The organism is Deltaproteobacteria bacterium, from assembly GCA_020848905.1.
In the GTDB taxonomy this organism is placed as follows: Bacteria; Myxococcota_A; Polyangia.
This window is the reverse complement of sequence record JADLHG010000042.1, coordinates 174,836-197,700: the sequence shown is the minus strand read 5'-3', so window position 1 is coordinate 197,700 and position 22,865 is coordinate 174,836. Positions and strand designations below refer to the sequence as shown.

18 protein-coding genes and 1 tRNA gene are annotated in these 22,865 nt (G+C 69.1%); 13 read left to right on the top strand and 6 right to left on the bottom strand.

Going from position 1 to position 22,865, the window contains the following annotated elements:
• Positions 1 to 18: 18 nt before the first annotated feature.
• Positions 19 to 4,923: an AAA family ATPase gene (locus IT371_17960; protein ID MCC6749555.1), complete on the bottom strand. Its 4,905-nt coding sequence runs from the start codon at positions 4,921 to 4,923 to the stop codon at positions 19 to 21.
• Positions 4,924 to 5,000: 77 nt separating this feature from the next.
• Here IT371_17960 and rnc point away from each other — a divergent pair, with 77 nt between their 5' ends.
• Positions 5,001 to 5,711, top strand: coding sequence for a ribonuclease III (gene rnc, locus IT371_17955; GenBank protein MCC6749554.1), 711 nt, complete (start codon positions 5,001 to 5,003; stop codon positions 5,709 to 5,711).
• Between the two features lie 34 nt (positions 5,712 to 5,745).
• Here the strand turns inward: rnc and IT371_17950 are convergent, their stop codons facing one another.
• The 3 genes from IT371_17950 to IT371_17940 form a co-directional block, all read right to left on the bottom strand.
• A complete protein-coding gene (locus IT371_17950; protein MCC6749553.1) occupies positions 5,746 to 8,448 on the bottom strand; it encodes a tetratricopeptide repeat protein in 2,703 nt (900 codons plus the stop codon).
• A 78-nt stretch (positions 8,449 to 8,526) separates the two neighbouring features.
• Positions 8,527 to 9,462, bottom strand: a complete 936-nt coding sequence (locus IT371_17945) for a polysaccharide deacetylase family protein (protein ID MCC6749552.1) — start codon at positions 9,460 to 9,462, stop codon at positions 8,527 to 8,529.
• 133 nt (positions 9,463 to 9,595) lie between these two features.
• Positions 9,596 to 9,671, bottom strand: a tRNA-Thr gene (locus IT371_17940).
• A gap of 187 nt (positions 9,672 to 9,858) precedes the next feature.
• On the opposite strand from IT371_17940, the gene IT371_17935 reads away from it, so the two are divergent.
• Positions 9,859 to 10,215, top strand: a complete 357-nt coding sequence (locus IT371_17935; protein ID MCC6749551.1) for a PilZ domain-containing protein — start codon at positions 9,859 to 9,861, stop codon at positions 10,213 to 10,215.
• 17 nt (positions 10,216 to 10,232) lie between these two features.
• On the opposite strand, the gene lepB is transcribed toward IT371_17935, so the two are convergent.
• Entirely contained in the window at positions 10,233 to 10,853 is a 621-nt protein-coding gene (gene lepB / locus IT371_17930; protein ID MCC6749550.1) for a signal peptidase I, read from the bottom strand.
• Between the two features lie 65 nt (positions 10,854 to 10,918).
• Between lepB and IT371_17925 the strand changes: the two genes are divergently transcribed.
• The 6 genes from IT371_17925 to IT371_17900 all read left to right on the top strand — a co-directional run bounded on the left by IT371_17925 (position 10,919) and on the right by IT371_17900 (position 17,297).
• Positions 10,919 to 11,887 (top strand): hypothetical protein, encoded by a 969-nt coding sequence (locus tag IT371_17925; GenBank protein MCC6749549.1) that lies wholly within the window; start codon positions 10,919 to 10,921, stop codon positions 11,885 to 11,887.
• Positions 11,888 to 12,047: 160 nt separating this feature from the next.
• Entirely contained in the window at positions 12,048 to 12,770 is a 723-nt protein-coding gene (locus tag IT371_17920) for a Crp/Fnr family transcriptional regulator (protein MCC6749548.1), read from the top strand.
• A 131-nt stretch (positions 12,771 to 12,901) separates the two neighbouring features.
• Positions 12,902 to 14,089, top strand: coding sequence for an alanine racemase (gene alr, locus IT371_17915; GenBank protein MCC6749547.1), 1,188 nt, complete (start codon positions 12,902 to 12,904; stop codon positions 14,087 to 14,089).
• 3 nt (positions 14,090 to 14,092) lie between these two features.
• Positions 14,093 to 14,896 (top strand): ABC transporter permease, encoded by an 804-nt coding sequence (locus tag IT371_17910; protein MCC6749546.1) that lies wholly within the window; start codon positions 14,093 to 14,095, stop codon positions 14,894 to 14,896.
• A gap of 35 nt (positions 14,897 to 14,931) precedes the next feature.
• Complete coding sequence (locus tag IT371_17905) at positions 14,932 to 15,741, top strand: ABC transporter ATP-binding protein (protein ID MCC6749545.1); 810 nt, start codon at positions 14,932 to 14,934, stop codon at positions 15,739 to 15,741.
• Positions 15,738 to 17,297, top strand: a complete 1,560-nt coding sequence (locus tag IT371_17900) for an MCE family protein (GenBank protein MCC6749544.1) — start codon at positions 15,738 to 15,740, stop codon at positions 17,295 to 17,297. Before IT371_17905 ends, IT371_17900 begins: the two co-directional genes overlap by 4 nt.
• A 29-nt stretch (positions 17,298 to 17,326) precedes the next feature.
• On the opposite strand, the gene IT371_17895 is transcribed toward IT371_17900, so the two are convergent.
• Entirely contained in the window at positions 17,327 to 17,944 is a 618-nt protein-coding gene (locus tag IT371_17895; protein MCC6749543.1) for a hypothetical protein, read from the bottom strand.
• Positions 17,945 to 18,189: 245 nt separating this feature from the next.
• On the opposite strand from IT371_17895, the gene IT371_17890 reads away from it, so the two are divergent.
• The 5 genes from IT371_17890 to fabG all read left to right on the top strand — a co-directional run bounded on the left by IT371_17890 (position 18,190) and on the right by fabG (position 22,809).
• Positions 18,190 to 18,759 (top strand): DUF177 domain-containing protein, encoded by a 570-nt coding sequence (locus IT371_17890; protein MCC6749542.1) that lies wholly within the window; start codon positions 18,190 to 18,192, stop codon positions 18,757 to 18,759.
• Between the two features lie 76 nt (positions 18,760 to 18,835).
• Positions 18,836 to 19,021 carry a 50S ribosomal protein L32 gene (rpmF, locus tag IT371_17885; protein MCC6749541.1) on the top strand — a complete coding sequence of 62 codons (186 nt, stop codon included), beginning with the start codon at positions 18,836 to 18,838 and terminating at the stop codon, positions 19,019 to 19,021.
• A gap of 1,097 nt (positions 19,022 to 20,118) precedes the next feature.
• Positions 20,119 to 21,099: a ketoacyl-ACP synthase III gene (locus IT371_17880; GenBank protein MCC6749540.1), complete on the top strand. Its 981-nt coding sequence runs from the start codon at positions 20,119 to 20,121 to the stop codon at positions 21,097 to 21,099.
• A 10-nt stretch (positions 21,100 to 21,109) separates the two neighbouring features.
• Positions 21,110 to 22,069, top strand: coding sequence for an ACP S-malonyltransferase (gene fabD, locus IT371_17875; GenBank protein ID MCC6749539.1), 960 nt, complete (start codon positions 21,110 to 21,112; stop codon positions 22,067 to 22,069).
• Positions 22,069 to 22,809 (top strand): 3-oxoacyl-ACP reductase FabG, encoded by a 741-nt coding sequence (gene fabG / locus IT371_17870; protein ID MCC6749538.1) that lies wholly within the window; start codon positions 22,069 to 22,071, stop codon positions 22,807 to 22,809. The genes fabD and fabG overlap by 1 nt, the downstream gene beginning before the upstream one ends.
• Positions 22,810 to 22,865: the final 56 nt, after the last annotated feature.

Sequence of the window (22,865 nt, the reverse complement as noted above, 5' to 3'; positions counted from 1 at the left end):
TCGACGTCGAGGTGCCGGTCAGACGACCCGCTCCTCGGTGCGGTCGATCGTGCTGCCGGTCAGCGTCTCCCAGTTCTTCAAGTAGTCGCGCCGGATGGCCACGTTGAGCCGCACCCGCTCGCTGAAGGCCTGGCGAGCCTCCGGGTCCTCGAGCGCCGCCATCTTCGTCAGATAGGTGGAGTGCGCCCGTTCGAGCCACTCGCCGGCGCCCGCCTCGCCGAGGGCCCGCAGGATCCGGTAGTGCGTGTAGTGGATCTCTTCCTCGGCGCCCTCGATCAACCGCTGCTCGTCGAGGAGCTCCACCGCCCGCCGCGAGAGCGCCCGCGCGGCCTCCAGGTTGCCGAGGAGCGCCGTGCCGCGCGCCGCCCGGCTGAGTCCCGGGATTTCGCCCACGACGATCTGCGCCTGGCGCGCCGTCTCGAAGGCCTCGGTGGCCTCGTCTACCGCCTTGGCGGCGTCACCGGGTTGATTGCGATCGCACAAGGTCCAGGCGATGGCGTTGCGGGCCGCGACGGTGATGTAGCGGGCCCCCATCGGCTCGGCGAGGCCTCGTGCCTGCTCGAGGAGCTCGAGCGCCCTCGAGTAGTTCCCTTCGGCCGTCTCGAGCAGGCCGGCGTAGACCAGAGTGTCCGCCTCGCCCCAGGGGGACGCCGTCTCTCGATGGATGGCGAGCGCGTCCTCGAGGTACTGCCTCGCGCTCTCGTGCATGCCGATGGCCAGGTGGACGATGCCGAGCACGGAGGCGTTGTCTCCCTCCCGCGCCCGGTCGCCGAACTGCTGACAGAGCCGGAGGCTGTACATCGCTTCGTCTATGGCGCGCGAGAAGTCCCCCCGACAGGCGTAGACCACGGCCAGGTTGTTGCGCAGGAGGTGCTCCTGCCAGCGGTCCCCCGTCTGCTTGATGAGCTCGAGCGCGGGGTCGTAGTGCTGCAGGGCGTCGTCGTACCGCGCCTGCATCAGGCAGATGCGTCCGAGGCCCAAGCGGGCCCGAACCTGATGCGCGGGCGCGTTCGCGCCTTCGAAGATGGCCAGGGCGCGCGATGCGGCGTCGATGGCGCGCCCGTGGTCGTTCAGTCGGCCGTAGGCCTCGCCCCGCAGGCGCAAGGCCTCGCCGCGCAGCAGCTCGTCGCCGGCGCGACCGGCAGCCTCCTCGGCACGTTCGGCGCACTCGAGCGCCCGGTAGAGCTCGCCGCCGCGCAGGAGGAACACCGCCTCGCGCGTGCGCACCTCGCTCACCCGTGCCGGGTCGTCGCCGCAGAGGCGCCGGAGGGCGTCGAGGTCCAGGGCTTGCTGGTCGTGCTGGGCCAGACGGCCGTGGATCCGCTCGCGCCCCGCGAGGGCCTCGAACTGGAGCGCTGGGTTCCCCTCGGCCAGGCGCAGCGCCCGCCCGAAGAGCTCGAGGGCCTCCTCGTGGGCGTAGGTGGCCGCGGCCTCGTGCGCCGCGCGGAGGTAGTGCTCGCCGGCCTCGCGCGCTAGCCCCGCCAGCTCCAGGTGCCGCGCGAGCTCGAGCGGGGGGTCGACGAAGCCGCGGCTGGCGCGTCGTCGAAGGATCTCGGAGACCCGCTGGTGCAGGGCGCGGCGGTCTACGCTGCTGAGCGAGTCGTAAACCACTTCCTGCACGAGAACGTGTCGGAAGGTCCAGGTGCGCTCGAATTGCTCGCTGACCCCGAGCCCCACCGCGGGCGCACCGACGGCGCTCACGCCCGGCGCGAGGATGCGCCGGTTGCGGAGCAGCCCGAGCGCGCGGGCGGGATTGCGCGCGAGGAGTTGGGTGAGGATCCCCTCGCGAAAGCTGGGTCCGATTACCGTCGCGTGTTGCAGCACGAGTTTGACGTCGCTCGGCAGCCGGTCGACCCGACTCGCGATCACGCCGCGAATCGTCGCCGGGATCTCGGCTGCCCCCGCAGGTGGCGACTCGGCGAGCGCGCGGCACAGCTCGCGGATGTAGAAGGGATTGCCTCCGGCGCGCCGCTCGACCTCCTGGCGCAGCTTGTCCCCGACGCCTTCTCCGAGTTCGTCACCGATCAGGCGTTGCCGGTCGCCCTGGTCCAGCTCGTGCAATACCACCGTGGAGAGCTGCGGGAAGCCGTTCCACGCCGCGTGATCGAACCCCTCTTCCGGTCGTGCCGAGACGAGAAAGAGTAGCTGCCCCGTCGCATCCTCCCCCCGCTCGACCAGTGAACGGACGCAGTCGAGGCTCGACCCGTCGGCCCAGTGCAGGTCTTCGATGGCGACCACGAGGGGTGCGAGGCGCGCGACGCGATTCAGGACCAGGCGCACGGCCTCGTAGACCCGCCGGCCGCTGAAGCCGATGCCGGAGTCCGCGACGGTCCCGGCACCGGGCTGCAGCACCGCCGACAGGATCTCGAGCGTCTCGTCGCGCAGCCGCTCGTCCTCGCCGCTCAGCAGGCCCCGCAGGCCGTCGAGCGCGCGTGCCTTCCCGCGAGTGCTGCTCGCATTCGGGGTGCCGGTCAGGCTTCCGAGGAGATCGATGACGAGGGCGTACGGCGAGGCCCGTCGGTGCGGGCGTCCTGCCGCATAGAGTACGCGGGCCTCACCGACGTGGCGCTGGAGGAAGTCGTCGACGAGGCTGGTCTTGCCCACCCCGGGTTCGCCGACTACGAGCACGGTCCGTTGATCGTGCTGCACCGCGCACTCGCGCCACGCTCCCCGGATGGCTTTGATCTCCATCTCGCGACCGACGAGCGCGTCGCTAGCCTGTCGCTTCTCGGAGGCTCCGCTTCGGGGCCCGAGCAGTCGATGGCATCGGGTCGACTTTCCCCGCCGCTCGAAGGACGGGGCCTCGCCGACGCGGTAGTGCTGCGCAGCGAGGCGCGCGGCGGCACCGGTCAGGTAGATGGCGCTACGCGCCGCGTGCTCCGCCAGAGCGAGGGTGTCCTCGATCGTGTTGCCGAGGACCTGGTAGCTACCCCCGTCGGTGCCGGAGGTGATGCGCGCCGTGCCCGCTCGCAATGCGGCGCGTACGGCGGGGTGGGAGTGGCCGCCCGCGTCCTGTCCCGGCCAGGTGTCGTTGCCCGCCTGGTAGAGGTGTTCCAGCGCGTCCCGGACGTCGTGGACGAACCGTACCGCCGCCACGATGTCGTGCTCGTCGGCCACGGGGAGGCCGAAGAGCGCAACGACCCATTGTCCGTCGTGGTCGTGGAGGAGGCCCTCGAGCTTGTAGGCGATGTCCGCGATCAGCTGAAGCGCCTCGGACGAGGGGGCCGTGAGGCCGTCGAAGCGGAGAGCCACCGCAATGAAGCGCTTCTTCTCGCCGAGCGGCTGCGCGAGCAGGGTGGGGCTAGGCGTGCCGAGGGGGTCCGGCGCGGGCGGCGAGGCGCCGGAGACGGGGGGGGCATCCGGTTGCGTGGCCTTGGCGAGAGCCTCCAGGTCTTCGCGCGAGGAGCGCCCTCCGTCTGTCCGGGGACCGTCAAGCGTCGCGGGGGCTTCGGACGGTTCCGCAGCGAGAGCCGGCTCGCTTGCCGTGGGGGGAGCGTCGAGTCCAGTTCGCGACCCGGTGCGCGAGCCCTCGAGGCGGGAGCTGGAGCCCGTCCGTGGCCCGTCGAGTCCGGTGAGCGAGACGTCGTGACTCACCGAGCCTTCGGGCGGGAAGATGCTCGGTGTCTTCTCCTGGCTCGACGCTGCGGATCCGGGTCGGGGTCCTTCGCTGGCACCGCGGCTCGCCGGGCGGCCGCCGCCGCTGCGCGCCGGTGCTGGGTCGTCGTCTGGGTACCGCGTGGATCGAAGGAGCCCCGCGACCCGAGCCTCCTCCGTCGTGCGCCGCCGGCGGGCCTGCACGGCCGCTTCGCTCCGTCCCCGCGGGCGCTGCGTCGCCTCCGGAGTCAGACGGTCGCTCACGGGCAGGGGCGGGGGATTCGGCGGTTGGGCGAGCTCGGCCGCGGCGTCGAGGAGGTCGGGGACCCGCGAGCTCGGCGGCGGCGGCCGCGGCGGCGCGCTACGTCGGCGCGCGGAGACCTGCCGCACGTCGCGCGTCTCGTTGTGCTCGGGGAAGAGCTGCTGCAAGAAGGACGACAGCGCGCGCGAGCCGATCACCGCGCCGACGTCGCGCTGGATTCGATGCAGTTTGAGCTGCAGCTCGTTCGCGCTCGCGGGCCGCCGCTCGACCCGTCGCTCGAGGCACGCCACGGTCAGCTCGGTGAGCGGAGGGGGCACCTCCTCGTTGACCGCGTCCGGCGGAGGGATCGAGGCGTACAGCACGTTCTGGAGCACGGTCTCGATCGTGTCGCCGTCGAAGAGCGGTCGCCCGGTCAGAGCCTCCCAGAGGATGACCCCGAAGCTGAAAATGTCCGTGGCGGGCGTCAGCGGTTCCCCTCGCACCTGCTCGGGGGAGAGATACCGAGGGAGGGTGCGCGGCCGGTCGGCGGCGGGCACGGTCTGCCACGCGGCGCGCGCGCTGCCGAACTCGAGGATCTTCACCGAACCCTCGAACGAGCAGGCGATGTTGTGCGGGCCGAGGTCGCAGTGAATGAGACCTACGGCGCGCCCCCCTTGATCCGTCTTGCGGTGGGCGTAGTCGAGTCCGGCGGCCACCTCCCCCATCAGGTAGCAGACGAGGCCGACCGGGGCGGTCCAGCGCTGCTCCTGCGCCTGGTGGAGGACCTCCTCCAGGTTGACCCCCGGGATGTATTCCGTGGCGACGAACAGCTCGTTCTCCAGGCGCCCGAATTCGAACACCTGTTCTATATTGCGATGGTTGAGCGTGAACGAGATCTTCGCTTCGTCGATGAAGGCGCGGACGAACTCCGGCTGGGCGCAGTAGCGAGGCGTGACCCGCTTGAGGACCTGCAGCTTCTCGAAGCCCGCGATACCGACGGTCTTGACCTTGTAGACCTCCGCCAGCGGACTCGTGACGAGTCGCTCGAGGATGTGGTACTTGCCGAGCGTCTTGATCTGAGTCACCATGGCCAGGAACGTGCAAGAACAGCTCACTTTATCATGAGTTGTCGTGTTGTGGAGCCCCCTCGGCCGCCGGGCGCGCGATGACCGACGATGTCCTACGTCGTCTCGGCCCGCTCGAAGAGCGGCTCGGCTACGTCTTCCGTGATCCAGCGCTCCTCGAGCAGGCGCTGACGCACCGGTCTCACGTGAATGAAGGGACCGGGACGCGCGACGCCCACAACGAACGCCTCGAATTCCTCGGCGACGCGGTGGTGGATCTGGTGGTCGGCCAGTTCCTGATGGAGCACCTGCCTACGGCGCGCGAGGGGCAGCTCTCGAAGTTGCGCGCCATGGTGGTGAGCGAAGCGAGCCTGGCCCGTGCGGCCGAGGCTCTGGCTGTCGGTGACTACCTCCGTCTGGGGCGCGGCGAAGAGCAGACGGGGGGCCGCCGAAAGACCTCGATTCTGGCGGATGCCTTCGAAGCGGTGGTCGGCGCCGTGCACCTCGACGGAGGCTTCGAGGTGGCGGCGCGGGTGGTGCGGGCGCTCCTCGGCCACCTGATCGAGCGTGCCGTAGGCGGCGAGCTCGACGGAGACCACAAGACGCGGCTTCAAGAGGTGGCGCAAGGGCAGGTCCAGCAGGTCCCGCGCTACGAGGTTCTGGAGGAGCGGGGCCCGGACCACGCCAAGGTCTTCACCGTCGGGGTGTTCGTGGGGGACCAAATGGTGGCGCGTGCCGAGGGGCATTCGAAGAAGGAAGCCGAGCAGGGGGCAGCGCGCCTCGCCCTGGAGGCGATCCTCAACGGGAGCTGATCGTACGGTCGGCTCGACCGCGTTCCCGCATCCCCTACGGGGCGAGCTCGCCTACCATCTTTCGCACGCTCGCGCCCTCGGCCAGCCCCAGTTTCTCGAGCAGCTCGGCCGCCTCGGCGAGCGTCGTTCGGGCCTCGGGGATCTGGCCGCGCTCGACGAGGTACTCTCCGAGTCGCTTGAGCGCCTTGGCCAGCTCCCCCTCGTTTCGCATCTCTCGAAAGACGCCGACGGCGCGGAGGAAGTACACGTCGGCGCTGCTGGCGTCGCTGCTCGGTACTGACGCGTCGAAGAGCGTGGCCGCGTGAACCTCGCCGAGCGCGAGGTGCGCCTTTCCGATCAGCTCCGGGAGTTGCGCGTTGTTGGCCATGGTCAGGCACTCCTCGCAATACTTCTTGGCCTTCTCCCGGTTCCCCTCCTGGAGTTCGACCATGCCCAGGTTGCGCAGCACTTCGATGTAGACCCGCTGTTCCTCCGTCTCGGCCGCGAGCGACACGGCCTTCTGCAAGCGCTGCCGCGCGTCGGGCAGCTTGCCGAGGCGCATGGCGGTCTCGCCGAGGTTGTTGAGCAGGATGACCTGCAGGGGGAGGGCGCCGATCTGCTCGGCCTCGGCGAGCGCGTCTTCCCACTTGTCCCGCGCCTCCTCGAGGCGTCCCTTCTCGAAGGCCAGCGCCCCCAGGTTGTTGAGCGATACGACCTGGCCGTAGCGATCGCCCACTTCCTGCTGCAGGCGCAGCGCCTCCTGGTAGCAGGAGTTCGCCTCGTCGAGGAGCCCACGGTTCTTTTCGATGTTGCCGATATTGGAGAGCGAGACCGCGATGGAGCGGCGGTCGCCAAGCTGGCGGCGCATCTCGAGCGACTTCGCGCTCCGATCCAGCGCGTCCTCGTAGCGTCCGAGCAGCCAATAGACCTGCCCGATGTCATCGAGGCTGGTGGCCACGCCCCGGTGATCCTCCGCCTGGCGAAACATCTCGAGGCCGCGCTCTAGATATTGGAGCGACAGTTCTAGATTGCCCTTTTGACGCCATAGCCGACCGATCTTGTTGAACGCCACGGCGGCCTTCGAGCGGCTGGCGACGACCCAGCTCAGCCGCATCATGCGTTCGAACGCGTCGAGGGCTCCGTCGACGTCCCCCTTCAGCTGGTAGACGCTGCCGAGGTCGTGCCAGAGGTGCAGCCGGCTGGCCACGTCCCCTTCGCCCGCGCAGGCGAGGGCGCGCTCGTAGAGCCGGATCGCTTTGTGATTGAAGTAGCGTTTGCGAGCGGCGTCGGCGGCGCGGCGGTAGCGCGCAGCGGCGCTGGGCCCGTCGCCGGCCCGTTGCAGGTGGCGCCCCACGAGCTCCTGGCGCGCTTCCTCCCGCCCCTCGGGGCGGAGCTCGAGCCACTGGGCCACGAGGCGGTGGTAGCGCCGTCGATCAGGCTCCTGCAGGAGCTCGTAGGCCAGGTCCCAGATGGGGGGATATGCGAATCGGTATTCTGTTTCGCCCGCGATGCTGCTCTGGCCACAGGGGGAGAGCAGGCCGCGCTCGCAGAGGTCGCCCAGCAGGTCGGCGACCTCGGCGCGGCTCCGGTCCCCGGCGGCGGCGATCTCCTCCAGGGAGGGGCCGTCGGGGGCCGAGGGGGTGAGCGCCGCGGCGCGTACGAGCGCCACTACCGCGTCGAGCCAGAAGACCTCGCCGACGGCGGCGGCCTTCTCCAGGGCCGCGCGGTGCCGTTCCGGCAGGGCCTGCAGGCGCGCGCGGAGGATCTCCTCGTGGCTTCGGGGTAGCGAGATGCCCGCGAGCCGTGCCGGGGCGAGCGTCCATTCGCGGCCGGGGACCAGGACCCCGCCCTCGATCAAATAGTGCGCAAATTCGTAAATGGCGCGCGGGCTGCCGCGCAGGCGATCGCGCGCCACCTGGAGCAGCTCTTCTGGCAGCGACCCGAGGGGAACCAGCTCGCAGAAGAGGGCCTGCGCCTCCATCGGTCGCAGGGGCTCGAGCTCCACGCGGTGGTGCGGGAAATCGCCCTGGCCCCAGTGCGGGTGGCGCCGGAACAAGGTCGGGCGCGCGGTGGCCAGGATCATCACCGGACAGTCGCCGAGCCCGTCCGCCAGGTAGTGGACCAGGTTCACGGTCTCGGTGCCGGCGCGTTCCATGCCGTCTACGTAGAGGACGAGCGGTCCGTGTTGCGCGTCGCACTCGAAGAAGCGTCGGACGGCCACGAAGGTTCGCACCTCGAGCTGACCCGGGAGCTGCGCCAACCTCTCCACGACGGGGCTCTCGTCTAGGGGCAAGCCGAGGAGGTGCGCGAGGAGCTGGGTGACCTCGGGGTGGAGGCGGGCGGGCACTCGCTCCTCCACGGCGGATTGGATCTTGCGGCGCGCGTCCTCGGGAGGCTCGTCCTGCGCGAGGCCGAAGCGAGCGGCGAGCAGGCCGATCACTGCCTCGTAGCTGGGGCCTGCGGGACTGTCGGCGGCGCCGGCCAGCACGCGGGCATCGGGCACGCTGGCTCGGATCGAGCGAGCGAACTCGTCGGCGAGCCGGGACTTGCCCGCGCCCGGTTCCCCGACCAGGGTGACGAAGCTCAGCTTGCGGGCCTCCCGGGTGAGGGCGAAGAGCTGGCGAAGCTGGTGCAAGGCGTCCCCACGCCCGACGAACCGAGCGCGCAAGGCGTGCAGCCCCGCACCGTCGGCAAGCTCGGGTGGCTTGCGCAGCTCGGGGTCGGTGTCTCCCATCTCCAGCGGTCCGTGACGAACCATCGACCTCGAACGCCCTCTCTCGAACGCAGCCCTCTCCGGTGGCCAAGGCAGCCCAGCGAATCCGGGAAGCGGCGCAATTCAGCGGGGGCAGAGCTTTCTCAGTCGCTCGCCGTGTCGCTGCCGCTCCGTGGCCGCCTGGTCAGCCAGGGCGAGCGATTGTGCGGCTCCGCGACGGAAGGAGTCAAGGGAGACGACCTGGAAGGTGGGCTCGGAGCGGGACAGTCGGGCGCAGTTCTCGTCGTCCAGGGCGCGAAGGAGGAGTTCGACTGCACCCACGGAGTGCGGGAGCCGATCGTGGAGCAGGACGATTCCACCGCGGTTGGCCCGGAGCCAGGCGAGGAGCGTGTCGGCGATGGAACGTGCACTGCGCACCTCCTCGTCGACTGCCGCCGCGTTCCAGCGGGCATCCACGTAGCCGTACTGGGCGAGCACGCGTGTCGCGTGGCGGGTCATGCTTCCGTAGGGGGGACGGAAGAGTGTGGGACGCTCGCCGATGATGCTGCTGATGAGCACCTCGTTGGCCACGATCTGCCAGGTCTGCTCGTCCGGGGAGAGGCGGTGCAGGGGGACGTGGCTGTAGGTGTGGTTCCCGATCACGTGGCCGGCCGCGTGGGCCCTCTGCAGGACGGCTCGGCTGGCCTCGGCGTCGGGCCGTCCTTGCTCCAGCCAGTAGCCGTTGACGAAGAACGCCCCCGTGGCACCGAAGCGCTCGAGGATCCCGAGCAGGCGAGTCGTCTGGACAGGGTGGGGCCCGTCGTCGAAGGTGAGAGCGACCCGGTGGGTGCGGAGAAACCCATAGATCCGCGCTTCCTGGGGTGCAGGATCTTCCGCGCTGGCGCTCGGCGGGGGCGCGTACCGGACGACCGGAGGCACCCGGGGGGAGCGCGGCGTGGCGGGGGCCCCTGTGACCCTGCGGAGGCCGGAGAGCGTGTGGCCCGGGGCGAGGAGCCAGCTCAGGGCGAATACCGTCACCGAGCCGGCCAGAACCCAACCGGGAAGCGGGAGGCGTCGCATCGCGACCCGATGCTAGCAGTCAGGAGACAGCCGCGCGAATTTCCCGACGGACGGGCTCTTCCGCGGAGCGGGCAGGTATCAGGACGAGGCAACGCTGAGGCTGTGGCCAGCCGTGGGAACGCTCGACGGGGGGTGGAGCCACCCACCGGACTTGAACCGGTGACCTACGGTTTACGAAACCGTTGCTCTACCGACTGAGCTAGGGTGGCGCGCCGCTATCGGCGACGGAGAAGCCCATACCGCACGCGACGGGACCCTGTCAACCACGCGCGACGTGGCGCGGAATCATTGCAGGTGGACAATAGGTTCGAGGTCGGGTATAGGCGCTCGCTGACGCACTGCAGCTCCATGCTGACCGAGCCCGTGGGGCGTCTGCAATCTTTGGAGCGCTGCCCCATGTCTGTCGCAGAGAACCTCCCCTCCGTGCCCGCTCGCGAGGCTGAACGCCGTCGCACGCGACGCGTCTCGTTGGGACGTCCGATTCAGTACCTGCACGGTGGCCGCGTCCATAACGACGTCGTCGAGGAAATCAGCGCGGGGGGCTTACGCCTGCGGGGGGACCACCCGGTCCCGACCTGTGGGAGCCTCAAGCTCTTCGTCCCGGTCCCGCTGCTCGACCCGCGTCGGGTGCGCATGTGCCTCGTGGAGGGGCTCCTGGTATGGCGCGGCAGCCGCGGGGCAGGCGTGCGGTTTCTGGATCTCCCCCCCGATTCCCGCGCTCCCCTCGAAGAGTACCTTCGTCGCGCGACCTGAGGGCGAGGACCGTCGACTCACGGGGACAGAGGGGCGCAGCCGGCCCTCGGGGCCTCTCCGGGGGCGCTCGGAGCGCCTGCGCTCACCCGGCGGGTGACGATCCCTAGGATCTTGGCCTCGGGCACTGGGCCGAAGGTTCGACTGTCGGTCCCGTGATTCCGATTGTCTGCCAGGACGAAGTAGCTTCCGCGCAAGGTCACGGCCTTCACGTCCACGGAGCGGCGTCGCGGATCCTTGGCTACTTCGTAGGTGGTGTCACCGACCGTCTCCCTTACGCGTCGCAGCTTCACGTGGACGGCTTGTCCGGCCCCTTCGTCCTGGAGCTCGAGGTCGCCCACCACCGCGCGCTGGGCGGGCGTGCCTCCCACCACCGGTGTCTCGCGGGTCACGGCGACGGATTCTCCGGGCAGTCCGACCACCCGCCGGATGAGAAGCTGCGGCCCAGAGGGGTGCTCGAGAAGCACCAGCGCCCCTCGCACGGGCTTCCGGTCCAGCCGATACACCCACAGTCGGTCTCCGCGCATGATCGTGGGAGCCATGTCCTGGCCGGTCACCTGCGGGAGCTCGACGACCCAGAACTTCAGCATCAGCGCGACGCAGATGCAGAGGATCAGCGACACCGCGGCGACGCGTTTCATCGGTCGAACGTAGCTCGATTTTGTCGCTAGCGAAAAGGCGAATCGCGTTGTAAGCATCGAGCCCCATGACGCCGATTTCCTGGCGCTCCGCGCGCCTCTCCTCGGTTCTCGCGCTGGCTTGCTCGCTGCTCCTCCTCGGGTGCTCGGGGAACGGCGGTGGCACCGGCAACGACGGTGGCACCGATGCCGTCGCGGTGCCTTTCAGCTCGCAAGAGGCGATCGAGGCCTGCATCCGCCTGAACGCCTGCGGGGTGCAGCGCACCGCGCGCCTCGGGGACTGCATCAACGACTTTCACAAGCGGTACATCCTCTTCGGGCAGCGACGCCTCTACGAGAACGCGTACCGGTGCGCCAACCAGGCGGGAGCGGATTGCACGAAGATCAGGCCCTGCGCGGGCTACGCGGCGCGTTCGGCCCCGTGCGATGCCACCTACGTCGCGCGCTGCGACGGGGAGGTGGCACGCAACTGCGACCTCATCGCGCGGGCCGAGCAGGCCATCGACTGCGCGAAGGGCGGGCTGAAGTGCGGCGTAAGCACCAACAGCTCCGGCAAGGCAGCCATCTGCGGGGGGGGAGCCTGCGATCCGGCCAAGAGCAAGGCCGAGTGTCGCGACTCGAAGCGCTTCGAGTGCGTGGGCGGGGCCATCCAGATCAGCGATTGCCCCGAGGCCGGGCTGCAGTGCCGGGACGGGAAGTCCGCCGTCTGCGAGGGGACGGGCGTCAGCTGTCAGGAGTTCGCGTCCGAGTGCCAGGGAAGCACCGTCGTGAAGTGTACCGAGGGCTACGTCTCCAAGACCGATTGCAGCAAGGTCTTCGGTCACAAGACCTGCGCGCGCGAGTCGGCGCTCTGCGTTCCGTCGGGCAAGGAGTGCTCGGTGGATTCCGACTTCGACAACTGCGACGGGGACAACCTGGTGGTGTGCATCGACGGCTACCGGAAACGCATCGACTGCCGGAAGATGGGCTTCGACGGCTGCGTCAAGGGAGGCGTCTACGGCGCCTCCTGCAGGCCTCCCCCCGTTCACGCCGAGTGACCAAGCCGCGCACGGCAGCGTGTATCCGTCACACCACACTCCCCTGTGAACGCCGCCTCACGTCTCGGCCCGTCTGCGGCGCAGAGTCTCGCGATTCAAGCTCCTTAGCGCATGGCACCCGGCTTGCTCTCTACGGACGCAAGCGAACCGGAGGCCAGGCATGATTTCCGATAAGCAGCTTGACCATATCATTCGACTCAACCCCCAGATGGAGCTCCTGCGTCGGGTTCCGATCTTTCGCCACCTGGAGGAAGCGGCGCTCTCCGATCTGGCGCGTCGCATGGTCATCAAGCGATGGCAGGCCACCGCCCTGGTCGTCGGGCAGCACGAGGCGGGCAACTCCCTGTTCGTGGTCTACCACGGTCAGGCGCGGGTCGTGCTCTTTGGCGAGAACGGACGCGAGATCACGCTGTCCGTCCTCCGAGCCGGAGATTTCTTCGGTGACGTGTCGCTGATCGACGGGAAGCCGCGCTCGGCGAACGTCGTCGCCGCAGAAGACTCGGTCTTCCTGGTCCTCGATCGCGAGGCGTTCGTCGCGCACCTTCGGGCCCATCCGCAGACGGCCCTGAGCCTGCTGCAGGTGATGGCGGGACGCCTGCGGCGCGCGGACGAGCTGATCGGGAGCCTCGCGCTGCACGACGTCTCGGCTCGGCTGACGCGCACGCTGATCAGCCTGGCCCGCGAACAGGGGGAGCAGAGCGACGAGGGGTGGACGATCCGCAATCGCCCCACGCAGCAGGACCTGGCCAACATGGTGGGGACCTGCCGCGAGACGGTGTCTAGAGCGCTTACGTCGCTGGCCCGGCAGGGGCTCGTCATCTCCCGGGGCCGGCACATCGTCCTGCGACCCGCGTTGCTCGGGGCGACGAAACAGGCCGCGTGAGGGGGGCTTGCGCCGACGTGCGGGCGCCGCTCTGGTGCCTGCGCCGCGATTGACAGCGTATCGGCCCCGGATTAAGACTCCGTCGGTCCCGTCACCCATCCTCCATTCGAGCGGGCCGAGAGGCTAGAGGCGTGAGCAGCCGAGTCATCGCGGCCGGCCCCATTCGTCCCACCGTGGCGACGGTCGACCTGAGCGCGCTGACGCACAACCTGCGCCGGCTGCGACAGGTCATCGGGTCCGAAGTCGGCGTCGTGGCCGTGGTGAAGGCCGACGCCTACGGGCACGGAGCCTTGCCGGTGGCGCGCCTCCTCGAGGGACTCGGCGTGCGAGCCTTCGGCGTCGCGACCGTCGAGGAGGGGGTCGAACTCCGGGTCGGGGGGGTCCGCGCCCCCGTGCTCGTCATGGGCGCGGCCTTCGGCAGGGATCATCGCGCCGTGATCGACCACGATCTGTGCCCCGTGGTGGGGGACCCGGGAGACGTGGAGCACTTTGCCAAGGCGGCCAGCGCGGCAGGTCGGGTGCGCTTCGGAATCCACGTGAAGATCGATACCGGCATGACCCGGCTCGGCGTGCGGGCCGAGCACTTCGCGGAGTTCCTCCGAGGCTGCGCCGCGCACCCGTCGATTCGCGTGGACGGGCTGGCCACGCACTTCGCCTGCGCGGAGATCCCCGACGCTACGCGGACCGAGGAGCAGCTGGCCTCGTTCCGCGGGTGCTTGGAGCAAGCCCGTCGCATGGGAGCGGACCCGCAGCTCGTGCACGCCGCAAACTCCGCGGCAGCGTTGCGTTTCCCGCACACGCGCTTCGACCTCGTGCGGCCAGGGCTCGTGCTGTACGGGGCGCGGCCGAGCCAGGAGGTGCCCGACCTGGGCCTCCGCCCGGTGATGGGGCTACAAAGTCGCATCAACGCGCTTCGCGAGGTACCTCCCGGCACGCCCGTGAGCTACTGCGGGACCTACGTCACCTCCCGGTCTTCGCGCGTGGCGACCGTTCCCGTCGGGTACGCCGACGGCTACCCGCGCGCCCTCTCGAATCGCGCGGAGGTCCTCGTGCGAGGCGTGAGGTGCCGGGTCGTGGGGATGGTGTGCATGGACCTCTGCATGGTGGAGGTGACCGACGTGCCGGCGGTGGCGGTCGGGGATCGCGTCACCCTCCTCGGGGGTCAGGGAGCGTCGGCGATCACCGTGGACGACCTCGCGGCGTGGGCGGACACCATCCCGTACGAGATCCTCTCGGGGATCTCGCGTCGGGTTCCGCGGACCTACCCGGGACTCGAGGGGGAGGGGGGCGCCCCCGGCGCAGCCCGGGAAGCGCCCTAGTCCATGGACGGGATCCTCGAGCGCACGAGCTGGGCCGTGGACCGGATCTGGTCCGTCCCGCTGCGCTTCGTCCGCGCCCTCGGCGAGATGCTGCTCCTCCTCGGGCGGGCGAGCCTTTGGGGCGTTCGCCCCCCCTACCGCTTCGGCCTCCTGCTGCAGGCCATGGACTTCATCGGGGTCGGATCGATCAGCATCATCGCCCTGGTGAGTCTCTTCACCGGCGGGGTCTTCGGGCTGCAGAGCGTGGAGGCGTTCCGTATCTTCAACGCCGAGGCCTACGTGGGCACCGCGGTCTCGCTGACGCTGACCCGCGAGATCGCCCCCGTCATCACCGCGCTGATGGTCGCGGGCCGCGCGGGCTCCGCCATGGCCACCGAGATCGGGTCCATGCGCATCACCGAGCAGATCGACGCGCTCGCGACGCTGGCGGTGAACCCCATCCAGTACCTGGTCGTGCCTCGGCTGCTGGCGTCCACGATCATGATGCCGGCCCTCACGCTCATCTTCAACGTGATGGGCATGCTCGGCGCGTACATCTTCGTGGTGCTCATCAAGGGGGTGGACCGCGGCATCTTCATCTACAACGTCCGGTGGTTCACCGACCTCGAGGACCTGTCGATGGGTCTCATCAAGGCGACGGTCTTCGGCCTCGTGGTGGCCCTCGTCGGGTGCCACCAGGGGTATCACGCCTCCGGGGGAGCCAAGGGCGTCGGCCTCGCCACCATGCGGACGGTCGTCATCTCGTCGGTGTCGATCCTCGTGCTGGACTTCATCCTGACGGACGTTCTGATCACGTTGGGCCTCTGATGCTGATCGGCGACGACGAGTCCACCGCGGTACGCATGCCGGACGAGGACCCCGCTCCGCGGTCCGAGCGGCACCAGATCCGGGTGAGGGGGCTGCGCAAGAGCTTCGGTGACCAGCCGGTCCTGCGCGGGGTGGACCTGGATATCGAGCGTGGCCGGATCAACGTCGTGATCGGCGGGTCGGGGGCCGGCAAGTCGGTCCTCATGAAGCACCTCATCGGATTGCTCAAGCCGGACAGCGGGCAGATCTACGTCGACGGCGAAGACCTCGTGCCGATGAACGACTTCCAGCTCAACCGGGTGCGGCAGAAGTTCGGCATGCTCTTCCAGTACGCGGCCCTCTTCGACTCGATGACCGTGGAGGAGAACGTCATCTTCCCGCTGCTCGAGCATCGCCGCGGCACGATGTCGCGGACGGAGATGCGTGCTCTCGTTCGGGACAAGCTGAACGCGCTCGGTCTCTACAACGTCGAGCAGAAGTATCCCGCCGAGCTCTCGGGGGGCATGCGCAAGCGCGTGGGGCTGGCGCGCGCCATCGTGCTCGAACCCGCCATCCTGTTCTACGACGAGCCGACGACGGGACTCGACCCGGTGGCGACGAAGAACGTGGATGAGATGATCGCCGAGATCGCGGAGACGCTGGGCGTCACCTCGGTGGTCATCAGCCACGACATGGCTTCAACTTTTCGCATCGGGCACCGCGTGTCGATGCTATACAAGGGGCGAATTATCGCGAGCGGCCGGCCGGAGGAGATCCTCGAGGACCCACACCCGGCGCTCCACGAATTCGTGACCACTTCGGCGGCAATATCGCTCCCGACGAAGCGAGGACGAGAGTCAGCGTGAGGAACCTCGGGCCGGCGGTCAAGGTGGGACTGACCTTCGTGGTCGCCGCTGTCGCGGGCTACTGGTCCTTCATGATGCTCGCGAAGGGGGGCTGCGGCACGAAGCCCGAGGAACTGCGGGTCCACGCCTACTTCAAGGACGCCACCCTTCTCGTCGAGAAATCTCGCGTTCAGATCGCGGGTCTGACCGTCGGACACATCGTCTCCCGCGAGCTCAACGTTCGACCGCCGCGCGTGGAGCTCATCCGGGACAAGCGCTTCGCCAAGATCTCGGTCTCCCTGAACAAGGGGGTCACGCTCTACAGCAATGCCGTGATTCACAAGCGGTCGGCGTCTCTGCTCGGGGAGTTCTACCTCGAGGTGGACCCCGGGACGTACCAGTGGGTCGATGACAACGGCCAGGTGCACGTCGGAGAGACGCTGAAGGACGGTGCCGAGGTTCGCTTCGTCGGCGAGGCAGCCACCGCGTCGGGGCTCGTGCAGCAACTCTCGGACGTGGTGCCGGTGCTCAGAGACCTCGCCCAGGACGTGCGGTCCTTCATTCGCGGGCCTCTCGCGAGCATGAGCAAGAACATCAACGAGGGGATCAACGAGAACCGGCAAGCGGTGAAGGACATCCTCGGCAACGTGGACGTGTTGACGCGGGACCTGCGGAAGGTCACCGCGGGGGCCGACAAGGACGTGCGGCAGATCATCGACGACGTGAAGGTCATCACCTCGCAGATCCGGAGCATCGTGGGCGAGGCGAAGACCGATCAGTACGGTAACAAGCTCAAGGACGGACTCGGGAAGCTCTCCTCGGCGATCGACAAGCTGGACACGGCGCTGGCCAACGTCGAAGAGGTCAGTACCGACGTGAAGGACGGCAAGGGGACGATCGGCAGGCTGCTGAAGGACGACACGCTGGTCAACGAGGTGGAAGGGGTAGTGCGGGACGCCAGCAGCTTCGTCAAGCAGGTGACGGGGCTCCAGACGATCGTCGGGCTGCGCAGCGAGTACAACTTCCAGGCCGGCAGCATCAAGACCTACGTCACGCTCGAACTGCAGCCGCGGCCCGACAAGTATTACTTGATCGAGCTCGTGGACGACCCGCGGGGCCGGCGCACGAACCGCACCGTCATCTCTCGCTCCGACGACCCGTCCCGTCCGCTCCTGACGCGCGAGGAGCGGATCGAGATCTCGGACGCCTTCCGCATGACGTTCCAGTTCGCCAAGCGCATCGGCCCCTTCACCTTCCGGTTCGGCATCAAAGAGAGCACGGGGGGGATCGGAGCGGACGTGCGCCTGCTCCGCGACCGCATCCAGATCCAGACCGACCTCTTCGACTTTCAGGCCAACATCTACCCGCGGCTGAAGGCCCTCGCCGCGTGGGAGTTCTTCAAGCGGCTCTACGTGGTCGGGGGAATCGACGACGCCTTCAACCGACGGCCGGAGGACGGCACCGGCGGCGGGCGGGATTTCTTCCTCGGCGGGCAGATCCGGTTCAACGACGACGACCTGAAGCAGTTGCTGCTCTTCGGGGGGAGCGCACTGACGGGGAGCACCGGCGCGAAGTAGGGTCGCGGGGCGCCGGGCCCCGGGCGGGGTCAGGCGGCGAGGGTGATGAGGCCGGACTCGGCCTTGGCACCACCGCCGCCCGAGACGGGACCGAACGGAGACAGGTTGGCCCCGTCCACGACGATCGCGGTGGGCCAGAGCGGATGGGAGGCCAGGGCGTAGAGCTTCTGCGTCTCGGAGAGGAAGGTCTCGAGGCCCTCCTCGTTGTGGAGCCCGAGCGCGAGAATGACGTTGCGGCGGGGGACGCTGACGAGCGCCGGGCCCGCCAGCAGGGCCTTCAGACTCTGGCGGAAGGCGGCGTTGTCCAACGCGGCAGCCACCGGGAGCTGGGGGTGGTGGAAGAGCAGGAGTGGACCGCCCGCCTCGTTCATAATCTGGGCCTCCGCCACGGCGTCGAACTGGGCCAGGTTCTCCTGGGCCAGGAGCCTCAGGACCGGATCGGCGACGCCGAGGCGCTCCAGGTCCCGCACGCGCAGGGTGGTGCGCTGCTCCCCCTCGTGGAGCACGTACACGACGCCGAGGTCATCCACGAGGGGGTGCCAGACCGGATGATCCTCGGGGCGGCAGAGGGGGCGCACGGCTTCGATCCGCTCCCTGGGTTCGAGGTAGGGATAGACGCAGTGGTGGAGATAAGTGAAGCTGCTCACGACTCTTCCAGTTCTGTCCGCTTGGGACGCTCAGGCCCCGGCGCTCGGAAGGGGCCGCGGGCTCTTCTCTCCGTCCTCCGGTAGAAGAAGTGGCACCCCGGCCCGCGCTGTCGCATCGGGGCCGCAACCTTGGGCCCGGTGCACTTCTACGTCGCGGGATCGCTCCTCTTCCCGGGGGTTTTTATCCTTGACAGGGGGGTGGGCTTCCCTATAGTACCCCGGTCCCTCGGGAGCGTACCGGGGCAATGCTGGATTTGAAGTTAAATATCAAGGACATTGGTCCCGAAGGCGTTCGCGTGGAGCGCCGGTTCGGCGCGGAGGTAGTGCGCGCCCTGCTGGGAGAGGTGCCCGGGGCCCCCGAGGATCGGGAAGCCTGGGCCACCCTGGCGCTGCAGGTCGATTCGCTGGAAACCACCATTCTGGCGAGGGGTTCCTTCTCCGCGTCGTTCCAGCTGGAGTGCAGCCGGTGTCTAGCCCCGGCGACCATTTCGGTGGACGAGCCGGAGCTGACGTTGACGTACTTGCCTTCGGCCGCGGAGGCGGCGGGCGAGGAGGGCGAGGAGAGCGAGGCGCTCGAGGACGTGGGGACCTACGTCCATGACGGTGTGACTCTGGACCTGGAGCCGATGGTTCGGGAACAGCTGGTTCTGGCGATTCCGATCGCGCCGCTCTGCCGGCCGGACTGCCGAGGCCTCTGCACCGGCTGCGGGGCCGAGTTGAACCGCGAGGCGTGTACCTGTAGCGAGAAGGCGTCCGCCGAGGTGTCGAAGTTGGCGGTTGCTCTAGGGAAGTTGCGGGGCGCTCTACCCAAGTAGGCGGCCCGGGCGAGGCGCGGACCACGCGGTCCTGCGCGTCAGCCTCCGGATGCGAATCCGGGAAAGGAAAGCGACGATGGCGGTCCCGAAGAAACGAATGTCCAAGACGAAGCGGAACCAGCGCCGGGCGAATCACATGAAGGTCCCGGCGCCTGCGGTGGTCCTCTGTCCGAACTGCTCGGAGCCGAAGCTCTCGCACCGCGTGTGCAAGAGCTGCGGACAGTACGACGGACAGAAGATCCTCGACGTTGGGGAGGAGTGAGCGCCCGCAGATGAAGACCATCGCCCTTGATGCGATGGGCGGTGACCACGCTCCCGTGGTGGAGGTGGAAGGCGCCGTCGCCGCGGCGAGGACGGGGCTCGTGCGCGTCCTGCTCGTCGGAGATGAGGCCAGGCTGCGGCGCGAGCTGGCGGCCCGGGGAAGCGCCGGGTTGCCGATCGAGGTACGGGCCGCGAGCGACGTCATCACGATGCACGACCACCCCGGTCAGGCGGTGCGTCGCAAGCGGCAGGCATCGATGCGGATCGCGGCCGACCTCGTGGCAGGGGGCGAGGCCGACGCGGTGGTATCCGCGGGCAACTCCGGCGCGATGATGGCGTGCGCGCTGTTCGTGCTGAAGCGTGTGCCCCAGCTCGACCGGCCGGGGATCGCCATCACGGTTCCCACGAAGCGACAGCAGGCCGTGCTTCTGGACATGGGCGCCAACGTGGAGTGCCGGCCGCTCAATCTCGTGCAGTACGCGGTCCTCGGCGCCACCTACGCGCGGCACGTGCTCGGACGGGCGCAGCCGAAGGTGGGCGTGCTCTCCAACGGCTCGGAAGAGCACAAGGGGACGGAGCTGACGCGCGAGTCACATCGGCTGCTGCGGGAGAATCCCGTCGGCTTCGACTACGTCGGTTACGTCGAGGGGCGGGACGTCTTCTCCGGGAACGTGGACGTCGTGGTGTGCGACGGCTTCAGCGGCAACTTGGTCCTCAAGGTCAGCGAGGGGGTGGCGGACGCTATCGCGGCCATCGCCAAGGAGACGTTGACGGCGACCTGGACGGGCAAGCTGCTCAGCCTGGCCCTGCTGCCCGCCTTTCGCCAGCTGAAGCGACGCATCGACTACGCGGAGTGGGGGGGGGCGCCGCTCCTGGGCGTGCGCGCCACGGCCATGATCTGCCACGGCGGATCGAACGCCAAGGCCATCAAGAACGCGTTGCTGGCGGCTGGGCGACATGCGGATCTGAATCTGCCGGGCGCGATCGGTGACGCGATGGACGCTCACCGGCCGCTCTTCACGGCGGCCCGTGGCCAGGGCGCGAGCTCCGGCGACCCCGGGGGTGGCGGAACAGGGTCGCGACAAGGACAACAGGGCGATGATGCGAGCCAAGATAGCCGCAGTGGCGCGGGCGGTTCCCGAGCGTGTGCTGACCAACTCCGAGCTGGAGAAGATGGTCGACACGACGGACGAATGGATCGTCGAGCGCACCGGGATCCGTCAGCGGCACATCCTTGCTGAAGGACTGTGCACCTCGGACCTAGCGGCCGAGGCGGGGCGACGAGCCTGCAAGCTCGCCGGCGTCGAGCCGAGCGAGCTGGACGCCATCATGGTGGGCACCGTCACGCCCGACATGGCCATGCCGGCCACGGCCACCTGGGTACAGGCCAAGCTGGGGGCCGGGCACTGTCCCGCGTTCGATCTGTCGGCGGCCTGCGCGGGCTTCATCTACGGCCTCACGCTCGGCGACGCCCTGATCCGGATCGGCAGTGCGAAGCGCATCCTCGTGATCGGGGTGGAGATCCTGTCCCGTTTCCTCGACTGGAAGGACCGCGGGACCTGCGTGCTTTTCGGCGACGGTGCCGGCGCGGCGGTGCTGGTGCCGGGGGATGGTCCGAGCGGGCTCCTCGGCTGCGAGATCCATTCGGATGGTGCGCAGGCGTGTCACCTCACGATCCCCGGCGGCGGCACGGTGAACCCGACGAACGGTGACACGGTGGAGAAGAAGCTGCACTACGTTCACATGAACGGGCGGCAGATCTTCTCGCTGGCCGTGCGGAACATGTCGGCGGCCTGCACGACGGTCCTCGAGCGGTGCGGGTACGCGGCCGGGGACGTGACCACGGTGTTCGCGCACCAGGCCAACCTTCGCATCCTCGACGGCGTCGCGCAGCGCGTGGGACTGCCTTCGGAGCGCTTCTTCAACAACATCGAACGGTACGGCAACACCTCATCCGCCTCGATCCCCATCGCCATGAGCGAGGCCTTCGAGCAGGGACGCATTCAGCAGGGGGATCTCCTGTTGCTGACGGCGCTTGGGGCGGGCGTGTCGTGGGGTGCGGCTCTGGTGCGCTGGTAAGGAGAAGGATCTGCGGATGCTGGCATTCGTCTTTCCAGGTCAGGGCTCGCAGAAGGTAGGCATGGGCCGTGGCCTAGCTGACCGCTACGCCGTGGCCCGGCGGACCTTCGAAGAGGCGGACGATGCGCTCGGATTCTCCCTGTCCGCGATCTGCTTCGACGGGCCCGAGGAGGCGCTCAAGCTCACGGCACACAGCCAGCCGGCCATTCTGACGGTCAGCATCGCGGCCCTCCGAGCGCTCGAGGAGCAGACGGGCCTTCGCGCGGCGGTGGCGGCCGGGCACAGTCTCGGGGAATACAGCGCCCTCGTGTGCGCGGGGGCGCTCTCCTTCGCCGACGCCGTGCGGCTCGTGCACCTGCGCGGAAGGTTCATGCAAGAGGCGGTTCCCCTCGGCCAAGGTGCGATGGCCGCGGTCATGGGCCTCGCGGAGGACGAGGTCGCCGCGGCGTGCGACCAGGCCGCCCAGGGAGAGGTCGTGGCGCCGGCGAACTTCAACGGCGGAGGCCAGGTCGTCGTCGCCGGGCACGCGGGCGCCGTGGAGAGACTGCTGCCGCTGGTGAAGGAGAGGGGGGGGCGGTCGGTGCGCCTTCAGGTGAGCGCCCCCTTCCATTGCGCGCTGATGGCCCCGGCAGCCGACCGTCTGGCGCCCGAGCTCGCGCGGGTCACGCTCGCCTCCTTGCGCATACCCGTGGTGAGCAACGTCGAGGGAGCGCCGAATCAGGACGCCGCTCGGATCCCCGACCTGCTGGTGCGGCAGGTTACTGCGCCGGTGCGCTGGGAGACCTCGGTCCTGGCGCTGGAGGCGCTCGGGGTGACCCGGGCGCTGGAGGTTGGCCCCGGAAAAGTGCTGACGGGCTTGATCAAGCGCATTGCGGGGCGGCTCGAGCTGGGGAACGTAGAGACCCCCGAGAACGTAGAGGCCCTGGCCTCAGCGGCGTCGGGCGCCACGAAGACCGAGGAGGGGTCGTGATCGAGCAGACACTGAGCGGACGAGCAGCCCTGGTCACGGGGGCCGCGCAGGGGATCGGGCGCGCCATCGCGCAGACGCTCGCGGGCCGCGGGGCTCGGGTGGCGCTCTGCGACCGCCAGGAGAGCGCGGACGAGGCCGTGTCGCTCTGCGGCGAGGGGGCGGCGTATTTCCGCTGCGACGTGACCGACCGCGAGGCCGTCGACGCCACCGTGGCTCGCGTGGTGGCCGACTTCGGGGGGCTGCACATCCTCGTGAACAATGCGGGGATCGCCGTGGACGGGCTCCTTCTGCGCACCAAGCCGGAGGAATGGGATAAGGTCCTCGGCGTGAACCTCACCGGGGCGTTCAATTTCTGCAAGGCGGCGGCGCGGCACCTCCTCAAGGCCAAGGAGCTGGGCCGCATCGTGAACATCTCCTCGGTGGTCGGGGAACGCGGCAACGCCGGGCAGGTCTCGTACGCTGCTTCGAAGGCGGGGCTGCTGGGGCTGACGCGCAGCCTGGCCCTCGAGCTGGCGCCCCGGGGCGTGACGGTGAATGCCATCGCGCCGGGGTTCATTGCCACGCAGATGACCGACGATCACGTGGTCGGCGAGGCGCGGGAGAAGCTGCTCGCGGCGATCCCGCTCGGGCGCATGGGTACGGCGCACGAGGTGGCCGATGCGGTGGAGTTCTTGTGTTCGTCCCGGGCGGCGTACGTCACGGGGCAGGTAATCCGAGTCAACGGTGGACTGTATCTCTAGAGCGGGCCGAGGCCCCTTTATTGACGAGGGGGGCCGAGGGGCCTCCCAGCGGAGCG